The organism is Caulobacter sp. HJHS_5 (genome assembly GCF_056683955.1).
The window spans coordinates 1-12,661 of record NZ_JBWZNC010000009.1; the positions used below are offsets into that span (position 1 = coordinate 1).

Genomic DNA, 12,661 nt, shown 5'->3' on the forward strand with positions numbered 1-12,661 from the left:
CCCGCCCCGCCCGGCGCCCGCCCGCGCGCCCCCCCCGCCGGGTGGCGGGGCCTGGGGGGGGCTGGGGTGGGGCGGGGGGGGGCCGCGGCGGGGGGGCCCCCGCCGCGCCCCCGCCCGGCCCCCCGCCCCCCCCCCCCCCCCCCCCCCCCCCCCCCCCGCGCCGGGGGGGGGGGGGGGGGGGGGGGCGGGGGGGCGGGGGGCGGGGGGCCCCCCCCCCCCCCCCCCCCCGCCCGCCCCGGCCCCCCCCCCCCCCCCCCCCCCCCCGGCCGCGGGGGGGGCGCCCCCCCCCCCCCCCCCGCGGCCGTCGCCGAACAAGGCGGTCGGCCGGGCCATGGCCGCGTAAGCGGCGGAATCGCCCAGCAGGGTCAGCGCCTCGCCGGCGATGCGGTCGGCCCGCGCCCCGACCAGGCGGGCGACGCCGGCGGCCACGGCCTCGGGGCGCTCGGTCACCTCGCGCATGACCAGCATCGGCTTGCCCATGGCCCCGCCCTCCTCCTGGATGCCGCCGCTGTCGGTGAGGATCAGTTCGGCGCGGTCCATCAGGGCGACGAAGGGGCCGTAGTCGACCGGCGCGATCAGATGCACGCCCGGCACGCCGGCCAGCAGGGCCTCCAGAGGCCCCTTCACGCTGGGATTGGGATGCACCGGCAGCACGATGGCGACGTCGGGGCGGCCGGCGGCGATGGTCTTGAGGGCTGCGGCGATCTCCTGCAGGCCGCCGTCGAAGTTCTCTCGCCGGTGGGCGGTGACCAGGACCAGGCGCTTACCGTCGATGAGCGGCTCCACCTCGGCCGGCGGCCGCACCCGGCCGTCGCGCACGCGCTCCAGGGTCCAGAACAGGCTGTCGATGCCGGTGTTGCCGGTCAGCACGATCTTGGTCGGATCGACGCCCTCGGCCAGCAGGGCCTCGCGCGCCGTCTCAGTCGGCGCGAAGTGCAGGGCGGCGACGACGCCGATCATCCGGCGGTTCACCTCCTCGGGGAACGGCGCATAGATGTCCCCGGTGCGCAGGCCCGCCTCGACGTGAGCCACCGGAATCCTGGCGTAGAAGGCGGCCAGCGCCGCGGCCATGGCGGTGGTGGTGTCGCCCTGCACCACCACCCAATCGGGGCGCACAGTCTGCAGCACGGGGGTCAGGGTTTCCAGGGTCAGGGCCGTCAGGCCCGGCAGGGTCTGGGCGGGGCGCATGACCGCCAGGTCGTGGTCGGCGGCGACTTCGAAGAAGCCGAGCATCTGATCGAGCATTTGCCGGTGCTGGCCGGTGACGCAGACGGCCGAGGCCAGGCCCTCGGCCGCCGATACGGCGCGCACCACGGGCGCCATCTTCACGGCCTCGGGCCGCGTGCCGAAAACGGTGAGAACCTTGCGCAAGATCAAGCCAGCCCCATACCGGAGGGGGCATACCCAAGTCGGCGCCGGGCGCATAGACCCCAAAGCGCCGAGCAGGCCGATCGGCCCGCTCCACGAGGCGGCCGACTATTGTTCCGGACCGACCGGGATCGTAATGGGCTGAGAGACGAGTGAACGAAGAACCGATGTCCGCGACCCTGCCCCGAATCGACTATGCCGCCCACCCGGCCTACGCCCCATTCGCGGGCGCGGAGAACGAGCCCGGCGCGCGTGACGAAGCCCTCGCCATGCTGCAGCCGCTGATCGACCGCATGGCGATGATCGAGAGCCAGCGCGTCGACCGCTTCGGCTACAGGTTCGGCGCCACGACCCAGGGCGCGCGCGAACTCGTGGATTCCGGAATCACCCGCGACATCCTGCCCGCCGCCGCCATGGACCGCATCGATCGGGAATCGGCGGCGATCTTCGAGGACCTCCGCGCCGGCATCCGCAACGCCGGAACCACCGGGGCGCCCGTCAGCTTCAAAACGGTCCACCGCACCCTCGACGCCGAGGCCGACGCCGCGATCTGGTCGGCCGTCGACGACGCCCTGCGCGCCGCCGGCGTTTTCGAAACCGCCAGGAGCTATTTCAGCGGCTCGGACGCCATCATCAACTCGTTGGCCCTGTTCCTGAATCCGGACAACCAGGACTGGGCGCGGAACATCTTCCGCGACTGCGACCATCAAACGCCCGAGACCGTCGGCTTCCACATCGATTCCAACGGCAAGTGCTACCTGAAGACCATCCTCTACCTGAATGACGTCGGTCCCGATCAGGGGCCGCTCGGCATCGTGCCGGAAAGCCAGACCTGGGAGATGGGCAGCCGCGATCGCGTGGTCCGCCGGGCCTTCGACCGCTCCAAGCTGCTGTCGCGCCACGGCGACGCCCGCCGACATCTGATGGCCCTGCCCGAGGAGCTGCGCAGCAAGGCCGAATTCGGCGGCGACATGATCGCGGACGCCCCGGAAACGCAGGACTTGCTGAACCGAGAACTGATCTCGACCGGCCCGCGCGGGCTCTACAATCTGTTCGATCCCGACGCGATCCATCGGGGCGGCAATGTGCGGTCCGGCGAGCGGCGTGTCGTGCAGGTGACAATCCGCACCGTCTACTGATCGCCGTCCGGGCCTGGGGGCGGCGTCTTGGGCGCGTAGCGCGGAACCACCCAGTCCAGCACCGGCATGTCGTCGATGTTGAGGCGGCTGGCGCGCGGTCCCCAGGCCGCGCACGCCCGTTCGGCCAGATCCATCCACGGCGGCGCGGTCGCGTCGCGATCGGCCAGCATGAAGACCCGCTGCCCCATGGCCGCCGCCGTCAGGCCGATGCCGCCATAGGTGGCGAACACCATCTCGGCGCCCCCGAGGACCGCCGCCTGATGCTCCAGATTATGCGCGGGGTCCTGCATCGGATCGATGCGGATGATCCGCTCCCCGCGCGGTATGACGAAGTCGCGCGCCCCGTCCAGGGTGTCGTGCGACCCGAGGGCGACCACGGGATGTCGCTCCGAGAGGCGGTGGGCGAGGTGCTCGACGAAGGCCCGGTTAGCCTTGGTCTCCGCCAGCATGGCGTTGGCGTGGAACTTCACGGCGATGTAGCGCTTGGGCAGGCTTTTGCGCACTCGCCGAGCCGCGCCCGGGTTCGGCCGCAAAACGTCGAAGCGTGTGAAATGCTCGGCCAGAACACGCCCCGGAAGGTCCTGCCCGGTCATGTCGAACAGGTCGAAGATCAGCGACGGCGAGAGCAGGTTGAACCGGCGGACGCCAAGCCGGGCCGACGCCTGCTGCGCCAGCCGAAGCTCCAGCGCCCGTTCGACCGGTGAGCGCCCCCGATGCTGACCGGCGAGGGTCGCCAGGTGGGTGCGGTATTCCGTCGGCGAGATGACGTCGAGCAGATCGACGTAGCGGTCGCCGATCCCCTCGTACCAAGCGCTGGTCCCACCGCGACCGAGCACGATCACCCGCCGCGCACCAACCTGATAGTGCCGCCGCAACCAGCGCAGGAAGGGTAGCCAGTAGCCGATCTCGAGGCTCACCGGCATCAGGCATGGTCCGACCACGATGGGGCAGTCGCCGGCCAGGGCCTCGGCGACGGCGGCTTCAGCGCGGGCGAAGCGGCGCTGTTCGTCGGGATTGAGCTGGGTGTCGAGCAGCCGACCGGAGAAGGGCCGGGTCGCCGGCCAAAGATGGCGCGCTGCGGCGACTGCGGCCGGCCAGACACGGCGGGCGAAGGCGTCCCCGAAGCGGGCCCCGGCGCCCTCGACGCGCGGCGACGACGGATCGTCGAACCGTCGTCGTTCCCGCGCCTGCTGCACGAATTCGACGCCGGCCTGGTAGCGCAGGAGCGCCAAGGAAAGGTCGAGCGGCGCCTTTTCGGCCCTGGCCGCCGGGGCGGCGACGCCGTGGACCACGGCCTCGACCAACTGCGTCAGCGCCGGCGTTTCCGGCGCTATCGGCCTCAGAAAACGCACGAGCGCCGGCGGCGGGTCGCGGGGCCGCTCCGGCGGGGTCGGCTCGAGGACGGCGCCGAGAGCCTTGAGGCCGTGGAGGTCTTCCGCCTCGATCACCAGGCCATCGTCGAACAGCCGGCGACAGGCCTGGCTTGCGGCGCGCATCGCCGCGCCGCCCTCGCTGGGCAGCAGCACAGGTCGCAGGCCGGCCATCGCGGCCTGCAGGGCGACGGTCGGCATCGTCGTCACCACGCCGGAGGCGAAAGCCAGGGCGTAGGCGTACCACTTGTCGCTCATCCCCGGCTCAGTCAGCGATCCGGCCGACAGGCGCACGAGGCGCGGATCGGACAGGGCCAGATCGCGCCAAGCGTCGCCGTCGATCACGTCGGGGCGCACCAGGACGGTCAGGGCGGCGAGGCGCTGGTCGGGCGAGGCGCGGAGAGCCTCCAGCCACTGCAGGAAGGCGCGGGGCTCGATCCGGTCGACGGCCTCGGTGGTCGCGGCGGCGTAGACGACATAGGCCGAGAGGTCCCGCGCCTCCAGCCGTTCGAGCACCTTGCGGCGCGAGGTGGTCGTCCTGGTCTCGAACCAGGCGTCGAAGGCCGGCGCGCCGACGATGCGGATCTCGTCGGCCGGAACGCCGGCGGCGGCGAGATCCCGCGCATGGTCGGCGTTCCAGGCGACCGCCGCATCGACCTGGGCCAGGGGCTTGTCCCGCGTCCAGTCCAGCGGCAGCCAAAGGCTGGGGACGCCCAGCGTCTGGGCGGCCAACAGGTAGTCGGCCTGGGTGGAGGACGGGTCTTCCGGCGCGGTGGTCACATAGAGATCGGCGTCAAGCTGGCGCAGGGCCGCGACCACGCCGGGGTCGGCCGGCGCGCGGGCGAAGGTCTCCGCCCGGCCGTCAAGCCGCAGCTGGCGCGTAAAGTCCGCCCAGGCGTCGGAGCGCCCCGGCGCCCTTCCGACCGTGAGATTCGGGCAGGCGTCGAGCAGGCTCTGGGCGGCGTCGTGCGGCGGCGCGTCGTCGAAAGCCAGGTGGACGGACAGACCACGCGCCTTGAGCGCCGCCGCTAGCGCCCGCACCGACTCCAGGGCCGCACGGCCGGTCAGGCCGAACACGATGCGCCTCGGGGCGCGCTCAGGCGGGCGGGGCGCGGTCACGAGACCTCCGCCGGTGTTTTCGCCGGAGCGCGGCGAGCCACGGGATCGGTCCAGGTCAGCCACGAGGGCGCGGCGGCGATCTGGTCGAGCAGCCCCTCGACCAGCGCCGGATCGACGGGGATATCCGCCGTCTCTTCGCCGAAATCCCGCGCGTGGTGGCGCATGTGCATGGCGAACGGAGCGCCCCGCCAGACGAAGGTTTCGGGGGCCAGGGCGATCAGATCCGGTCGCGACAGATCCGGCCCATCCTCCGACGCGACATAGGTTCCGTCCTTGGGCAGGAAGCGCCACTGGCTGGGGACCAGGCGTTCCAGCCAGCGCCCCCACGGCGTACGCACATGCGGCGGCTTCTTGAAGTCCTCGGCGATGTCGCTGATCGGCAGCAGGGTCTCGTGCGGCCGCTGCGGATCGCCGCTGAATCTCGACGCCAGCTTCCAACCCGTATCGCGGCGCGTCTCGATCAGGGCGCGGGCGTAAAGGCCCGGCCAGGCGCCGCGGAGGAACCGGTTGAACGGGGAGACGCTGAGGCGGCGGTCCTCGACCAGGGCCGGCGTGAAATCGATCGCCGAGCGGTCGACCTTGTCCAGGTCGATGACCAGAAAGTGCACGCAGGGAAAGCCGCGCCATTTGCGGAACCAGCGCACGTGCCAGGGCGCGCCGAAGAAGGCGAGGCCCCGCGCCTGCATGTGCTGCAGAATCTCGGGAATCCAGCGTCGGTAGACAACGAACAGATCCGGGTCGATCACCGCCACGAAGCGGCTGCGCACCGCTTTCAGCGCCACCGCCAGGGCGGCCGCGTGGTGATAGCTGCCGCGCACATCCTCCGGCAGGGCCGCGTCCGACGCCGGACCGGGCAACACCTCGACGCGCGGATCGTCGATCGCCAGCGGCGCGCTGGAAAAGCCATTGTCGACCATCACCATGCGAAAGTCGGCGCCCGGGTTTAGCGCGGCGATCAGGCCCGGCTGGCGGCGCAGATAGCCATAATGCTTGCCGATGCCGACGGTGATCAGCGTCACCTCCGGAGCGGAAGCGGCGGTCACGGCGCCAGCCTGCGTGGCGACCACAGCCGCGCCTCGTCCAGCACGCCGCGCCAGCCCGCCTCGATGGCGGCGAGCACGGCGGGATTGTCGTCCTTAGGCGCGGGCGGCAGCACCACCTGACGGCGCATGGGCAGCAGGGTCCGGGCCAGGGGCGCGGCCAGCCAGTCGGCGTTGCAGGCCACCTGATCGGCGCACTCGAACAGCGCCCGGTCGCGCTTCAGCTTGGCGGGGAAGCCCTTGCGCTTGTCCCATAGGTGCCGCCAGCTCTTCAGGGCGTTCAGCTCCTTGGGGTTCCGGGCCCAGAGCACGATCTGCAGATGCGGCCGCGAGCCGCGCAGGGCGCTGATCGCCCGCACCGCCTTGGCACTGTCGCTCACCACCAGATCCTTGGCCCGCAGGTTCAGGTCTCCCACCAGCTTGCGGATGGCATCGTCGGCGCCGCTGGGCATGACGATGGTCTCGACCTCGGCCAGCCCCCCGACCACCTTGTCGAAGGCCGCCAGTTCGCCCGCCTCGTTCGGCGTCTTGTCGCCGATGCGATGGGTCAGCAGCAGGACCTGCAGCGGGCGGTCCTCCACGCCTTCCGCCTCGCGCCGGGCGCGGGTCCTGCCGAAGTCGCCGAGGAAGAAGCGCAGGGCGCCCACGAGATCGGCCGCCCGGTAGGTCAGCTTCACCAGCGCCAGCATCGGCGCCTCGGCCTTGGCCTTGCGCTCGCGCCACAGCCGCGGCGCCGCGCGGGCGACCGCGCCGACCTCGCCCCAGAAGGCGCGCCAGATCTGGCGGAACAGGATGCCGGGCGAGCGCACCCCGCCCTCCAGGCACCAGCGGACGAACCCCTCGTTGGCGATCCAGATGCGCTTGAGCTGGAAGCCCGTGCGCATGCGGCTGGCCGGGGTGTGGTTGAGGATGAAGGTCTCTAGGCAGTAGTAGACCTTCTGCTCGCGGGCCGGGGTGATCCGCCGGTATGTCTCCATGACCAGCCGCTCCTCCAGCATCCCCACCTTGCCGCCCGCCATGCCGTAGGCCGGGTCGAACCCGCCGACCCGCTCCAGAACCGATTTCCGCACGCCGTAATTGGCGCCGGTCAGCGACAGATTGTTGGAGAAGCCCGACACCGAAGCCTTCTTCCGGATTTCCAGGCTCTCGGGGAACCAGTCCGGCTTGGGGTCAGCGTAGGCGGGATAGAGCGGACCGCCGAAGAAGTCGGGGTCGTGCGCGCCCAATTCCTGCCCGAGTACCTGCATGTAGTGCTCGGGCAGGGTGGCGTCGTCGTCGAGATAGAGCAGAAAGCCGAGCCGCGCCGCCGCGCAACCGGTGTTGCGGGCGTAGGACAGGCCCTGGCGGCCCTCGAACACATAGCGCACTAGGCCCGGGTGTTCGGCCTCAAGGGCGCGGCCGTAGGCGGCCGTGTCGTCCGATGAGTTGTTGTCGACAATCAACACTTCCAGCGGATAGGCCACCGGCATCTGCGGCAGCAGGCTGTCGATCATCGCCTGCAGCAGCGGCCGGCGATTGTAGGTGCAGATGACGATCGAGACGCCCGGCGCATAGACAGCGGCAGCGGCGACCCGCTCGGCCTCCACCACGCTCAGGTCACCAGCCATGCGGCCGCCTCTTGCCAATCGTCAAATCTCGCGGGGTCAGTTTGTTGTCCGGGACTGGTTCGCGCAATAAAAGCAACGCCTTCGGTTAAGGCGCACGCTTCGCCGTTTGCGAGCCATGATCGGCAGCGGCGCCTATGGGGTCAAGGATGCAACAGCTTCCGCGTATCGATTATGCGAACCACCCGGCCTATGGCGGCATGCTGACCGCCAATGACGCCCTGGCGGCAAGCATGCTCGAACAGTTGCGGCCGATCGTCGACGAAATGGCCGCGGTCGAGGCCGAGCGTCAGGCGCGCTTCGGCTACCGCTACGGTGCCGACAACGGCCTGGCCGGCAAACTGGCCGCCGAGGGTGCCGGCAAAGCGTGGCTGCCGTCCGCCGAAGTCGACGCCATCGAAGCCTCGGTTCAGCCGGTGATCGACGAGATTTTGACCGGCCTGGGAGCCGCCCGCGGCGCCGGCGAGCCGATTCGCTATCGCGACGCCCATCGCCCCCTGTCCCAGCCCGACCACCCCAAGCTGTGGGCCCAGCTCGATCGGGGCTTCGAGACGACCGGCGTGTTCGCCGCCACCCGCACGCTGTTTCACGCCCCCGGCGCCAAGCTCAAGTCGGTTGCGGCGCTGGTCAACCAGCCGAAGCAGGCCTGGACCGACAAGCTGTTCCGCGATCTCGACGATCCGTCGCCGCCGACCGCCGGCTTCCATATCGATTCCAACGGCAAGTGCTTCGTCAAATCGGTGATCTATCTGCGCGACGTCGGCCCGAACCAAGGCCCCTTTGGCGTCGTGCCGCAATCGCATCTTTGGGACGAAGGCTCGCGCGACCGCATCCTGCGCCGCGCCTTCGACCGCTCGCCGTTCATCACCCGCTCGGCCAAGTGGCGCAGCGGCTTCCTGGCCCTGCCGCCGGAGTATCAGGTCAAGGCCGAGTTCGGCGGCGACATGATCGCCGGTTCGCCGGACGCCGAGCGCCTGCTGGCGGCGGAAGACGTCTGCATCGGCCCGCGGGGCCAGGTAAACCTGTTCAACCCTGAAACCATCCACCGGGGCGGCGCGACCCGTGAGGGCGAACGCCGCGCGCTGCTGGTCACCGTCGCGCCCTGCTGGTGAAGCGGCGCTAAATGCGCGGTGCCCCAGGTGGGGGCGTGCGGGCCGGCAGGACGCCCAGCGCCGACAGCGCGATCAGCGCCGCCCGCGCGAGTCTTCCATCCTTTGGCGTCGCCGGAGTCTTCGGCGTCCGCGCAAGGCGCTCGATGGCGTCAGCGAGGCGCTTGCTGGCGGTCGTCTGCTCCCCCGAGTCGCCGACGAAGGCCGATACGAAAGCGCCGGACCGCGTCTCCCCCGCCCCTTGGCCGAACCGCGCCGCCAGGTCGGCGAGATGCGCCTCGAAGGTCTCCGCCAGGTGCACCAGCCCGCCGCCGACGCTGGTCAGGTAGCCGAAGTGCACCGCCTCCTGCGCAGTCCCGGCCAGCGAGGTCTTCACCGAATAGACCGGTTTGCCCGCGATCGCCGCCTCGATCATCGCCGAGGTCACCAGGCCGACCACCGCGTCGCAATGATGGAGGAATTCGAACAGGTCCTCGGTGTGCAGCAAGGAGGCTTCCTCGGGCCGCTGCAGGGCCACGCCGGGCGCGCCGGCGATGTCGTCGACCTGCCGCCAGGCCACGAGATTGCGCGGATGCGGCCGCACCAGCACCCCGGCTTCGCGCACCCGAGGGTCCGGCGCGGCGCGCAGGGCCCGCAGCCATTCGGCGACGAAACGAGCCTCGGTCGGGGCGACGATCGGCGAGGAGCCGAGGTATAGGGTCAGGGGTTTGGCCGGGTCGAAGCCGATGCTGGCGCAGAAAGCCTCGCGGCTCATCTTCGGCCGGTAGTCCTTCAGCTCGTCGAACCGCCAGGCGCCGAGCACCTCGACGATCTCAGGCGGCCAGCCGTGCAGGGTGACGCCTTCGTCGGCCTGGGTGTCGTTCCACACGAAGACGCGGTCAGGCAGCGCCTGGGTAGTGCCCTTGGTCGTCAGATTGTCCCAGCTGAACACCGGAAAGCCGACCGGCACGCCCAGCATGTGGGCGGCCTTCACCCAGTCGTTGAGGCTGAGCATCTCGTTGAAGATCAGCGGCGAGACCAGCAGCACGTCCGGCGCCTCGTTGCGAAGGCGCTCGACGATGGCCGGGTCGAGCGGCGCGGCCGCCTCCAGGGCGCCGAGCATGCGGGCCAGACGCGGATGTTCGCCGCCGCCGGCGCGCGGCGCCAGCAGGCGGATCAGCGGCGCGGCGAACTGGGCGGCACGGTCGCGAAACAGGTCAGCGCCGCGAAAGCGCGGGTGGCCATAGAGCAGCAGATTGCGCGAGCCGCGAAGGCCTTCCAGCCGCCGGCCCCAGGCGTCGGTGCGCGGTGGCGGCGGCAAGGCGTAGTTGATGCCCTCGATATGCGCGGCGTGGCCGGGAGGCTCCACCTCGGCCGCCTGGCCCTGCAGTACGTTCAGCCCGACGATCTTCAGGCTGTGGCCGCGCGCCAGCAGGGTTTCGAAGACCCGGTGGAAATGCCGCGTGTGGCTGAACAGGTGGAGGACGACGAGGATCTTCATGACGACCGAAGGCGCGACGCAGCCGGTTCGCGGCCCCCCCCCCTCTACGGCATGCACCGGCCATCCGCCATCGCCGGGCCTATTCGGGTGGATATCCGTGAGACGCGCGGGGTAGGAGTAGCGCCATGACGAAGCCGCCCTTGGGAAAACCCTACCGATTCGACCAGGCGGCCGATCCCCGGCCTGCCACGCGCGCATTGCACCGTTCCGATGTCCCCCCGGCGCAGGCCCGGCCCAAGGTCTCGATCCTGGTGCTGACCCTCAACGGCGCGGCGCTCATCGAGCGGATGATCGCCAGCTTCGCGGTCTGCAACACCTATCCCGACGTCGAGTTCGTGGTCATCGAGCACGGCTCCACCGACGACACCATCGCCCGCCTCGACGCCCTGGCCGGAACGCCGCCGATCCGGATCGTGCAGCGCGGCGCGAACTTCAGCTTCTCGAATTCGTGCAACAAGGCGGCCCGCTTCGCCCAGGGCGACCTGCTGCTGTTCGCCAACAACGACCTCGTCTTCGACAGCGACGTCCTGCCGGGCATGGTCACCCAACTGACTGAGGCGGTCAGCGGCGTCGGGCTGAAGCTCTATGGAGACGCGCCGATCTCCCTGCGGCAGCCGCGTCTGAACCACATCGGGGTGCGCTACCTGTGGTCGCTCGACGACGGCCTGATCCTGCCGTTCAACGCCAAGCCGAGCCCCAACGACGGCCTGCTGGCCACCCGGCCCGCCGTCTTCCCGGCGGTGACGGCGGCGCTGTTCCTCTGCCGGAAGTCCGACTTCGAGGCGGCCGGCGGCTTCGACGAGGGCTACCACTACGGCCTGGAAGACGTCGATCTCTGCCTCAGCCTGCGCCGCGCTACCGGCCGGCCGGTGATCAGCGCCAATCACCTGGCCGCCTTCCACGGCAAGAACGCCACCCAGAACACCGTCGACCCCGAACTCCGCGCGCGCCAGCGCCGCGGCAATATCCGCCGCCTGTTCGAGCGCTTCGGCGACGACATCGCCACCGCCTATTTCGCCGCCCTCGGCGACGACGACGGCTCGTTCCACGGCCGACCGTTCATTGTCGGCCTGGCCGGCGCGACGACCGCATCGCCGACCGCGATCGAGCTCTTCGTTCATCGCCTGGCGCGAGCCAACGAATGGGCCACGCGCTTCCTGCCCGACGCCTCGCCAGTCGACGCGGCCAATCTCGATATCCTGGTGGTGCGCGATGGCGGCCCACCGCCGGTCGTCTCCGGGGCCTTTCCCCATCTCGCCGTCGCCCGGCTCGACGCCGACCTCCGCCTAACCGGCTTCGATCTGGCGCCCCCCGGCCTGAACCCGATCTACCAGCCGCACTGGGAGCGCTGGGCCGACCGGATGCGCGAACGGTTCGCGACCGTCCGCTCGAGCGCGTTAGAGTTAGCTGTACGCGGCTGACCCGCGCGCTCCAAATGCAAGAAAGTAGAGTCTTTTTAGCTGGCTTAGATGGAACCATCTAAGCCAGCTAAAAAGACTCTAGCCCTCTTCCCGCGCGAACAGCGCCAGCAGCGGCGACCAGCCGATCGCCTCGGCCGCTGCCTTGCCGTTCTCGGCCACCCGCGCCAGCAGCGCCGGGTCGAGCGGCAGGGCGCCGTCGCACTGCAGGATGTCGACCACGCTCTCCAGATGGCGGAAGCCGGGCGGCGAGTCGGCGTCCAGGTTGGTCAGCACCGCCGCCCCCGCCTGCATGGCGGTGGAGACGCTGGAGTTGTTGGCGCGCACGCCCGTCTGGAAGAAGGCGGCGAAATAGGTGCAGGTCTTGAGGAAGGCGTGCAGGGCGGCGTCGGACACGAAGCCCAGGAAGAACACCTTGTCGCCGAAGATCGCCCGCAGCTCCTCGTAGGCGGCGGTGAAGCTGTCGTCGAGCGAGGTGTCCTCGTGTATCGCCGCCGAGACATAGACCACATAGCGCTTGCCGGTGGCCTCCAGCATCTCGTGCAGGCGGTAGAAGTAGTCGGCCCTCAGCTTGTGGGCCATGCCGAAGGTGTAGATGCGCACCTCGGCCTCGGCGTCGAACTCGCGCGACTCGAAGAGATAGCCCGGGCACCAGGCCTCGACCACGTTCGGATGCATCGGCGACAGCTCGGCCGCCAGGGCCGGGTTGCCGCAATAGACCTTGGTCGCCCGCGCGATCAGCCGCGCCTCGACCGCCGAATGCGAATAGTCGTGGAAGAACAGGCGCAGCCCCGGCCACAGGGCCTCGTCCTCGATCAGGGCTTCCAGCCGCGCCAGCGCCGCCGACGGCATCTCGGAAACCTTGAACGACAGCAGCGGATTGTCGGCCGCCTGCGCTTCGGCCGAGAACATCTGGTGCACCGCCAGGCCCGTCTGGTCGCCCAGCGCCCGGTTGAAGCGCGCCACCCCGCAGGTCAGCGGGTTCATGTGGTAGCCAAGAATGCTGTCCAAAAC

At 70.5% G+C, this 12,661-nt stretch carries 9 protein-coding genes; 3 read left to right on the forward strand and 6 right to left on the reverse strand.

Annotated features, from left to right (window positions below; all coding sequences use genetic code 11):
• Positions 1 to 1,377: non-hydrolyzing UDP-N-acetylglucosamine 2-epimerase (gene wecB / locus ACFLIT_RS17010; RefSeq protein WP_479912453.1), on the reverse strand; the 1,377-nt coding region annotated here is incomplete at its 3' end.
• A gap of 158 nt (positions 1,378 to 1,535) precedes the next feature.
• Between wecB and ACFLIT_RS17015 the strand changes: the two genes are divergently transcribed.
• Positions 1,536 to 2,507 carry a phytanoyl-CoA dioxygenase family protein gene (locus ACFLIT_RS17015; RefSeq protein WP_479912454.1) on the forward strand — a complete coding sequence of 324 codons (972 nt, stop codon included), beginning with the start codon at positions 1,536 to 1,538 and terminating at the stop codon, positions 2,505 to 2,507.
• On the opposite strand, the gene ACFLIT_RS17020 is transcribed toward ACFLIT_RS17015, so the two are convergent.
• The 3 genes from ACFLIT_RS17020 to ACFLIT_RS17030 are packed head-to-tail and all read right to left on the reverse strand — an operon-like array spanning position 2,501 to position 7,643.
• The gene (locus tag ACFLIT_RS17020) at positions 2,501 to 4,996 is read right to left on the reverse strand and encodes a hypothetical protein (RefSeq protein WP_479912455.1); all 2,496 of its coding nucleotides are present in this window, start codon (positions 4,994 to 4,996) and stop codon (positions 2,501 to 2,503) included. The genes ACFLIT_RS17015 and ACFLIT_RS17020 overlap by 7 nt on opposite strands.
• Positions 4,993 to 6,039, reverse strand: a complete 1,047-nt coding sequence (locus ACFLIT_RS17025; protein ID WP_479912456.1) for a hypothetical protein — start codon at positions 6,037 to 6,039, stop codon at positions 4,993 to 4,995. Before ACFLIT_RS17025 ends, ACFLIT_RS17020 begins: the two co-directional genes overlap by 4 nt.
• On the reverse strand, positions 6,036 to 7,643 hold the full coding sequence (locus tag ACFLIT_RS17030) for a glycosyltransferase family 2 protein (protein WP_479912457.1): 1,608 nt from the start codon (positions 7,641 to 7,643) through the stop codon (positions 6,036 to 6,038). Before ACFLIT_RS17030 ends, ACFLIT_RS17025 begins: the two co-directional genes overlap by 4 nt.
• A 146-nt stretch (positions 7,644 to 7,789) precedes the next feature.
• On the opposite strand from ACFLIT_RS17030, the gene ACFLIT_RS17035 reads away from it, so the two are divergent.
• Positions 7,790 to 8,752: a phytanoyl-CoA dioxygenase family protein gene (locus tag ACFLIT_RS17035; RefSeq protein ID WP_479912458.1), complete on the forward strand. Its 963-nt coding sequence runs from the start codon at positions 7,790 to 7,792 to the stop codon at positions 8,750 to 8,752.
• A 7-nt stretch (positions 8,753 to 8,759) separates the two neighbouring features.
• Here ACFLIT_RS17035 and ACFLIT_RS17040 read toward each other — a convergent pair whose 3' ends face one another.
• Positions 8,760 to 10,229, reverse strand: coding sequence for a hypothetical protein (locus ACFLIT_RS17040; protein ID WP_479912459.1), 1,470 nt, complete (start codon positions 10,227 to 10,229; stop codon positions 8,760 to 8,762).
• A 125-nt stretch (positions 10,230 to 10,354) separates the two neighbouring features.
• Between ACFLIT_RS17040 and ACFLIT_RS17045 the strand changes: the two genes are divergently transcribed.
• Positions 10,355 to 11,650 carry a glycosyltransferase family 2 protein gene (locus tag ACFLIT_RS17045; protein ID WP_479912460.1) on the forward strand — a complete coding sequence of 432 codons (1,296 nt, stop codon included), beginning with the start codon at positions 10,355 to 10,357 and terminating at the stop codon, positions 11,648 to 11,650.
• Between the two features lie 78 nt (positions 11,651 to 11,728).
• On the opposite strand, the gene ACFLIT_RS17050 is transcribed toward ACFLIT_RS17045, so the two are convergent.
• On the reverse strand, positions 11,729 to 12,658 hold the full coding sequence (locus ACFLIT_RS17050; RefSeq protein ID WP_479912461.1) for a hypothetical protein: 930 nt from the start codon (positions 12,656 to 12,658) through the stop codon (positions 11,729 to 11,731).
• Positions 12,659 to 12,661: the final 3 nt, after the last annotated feature.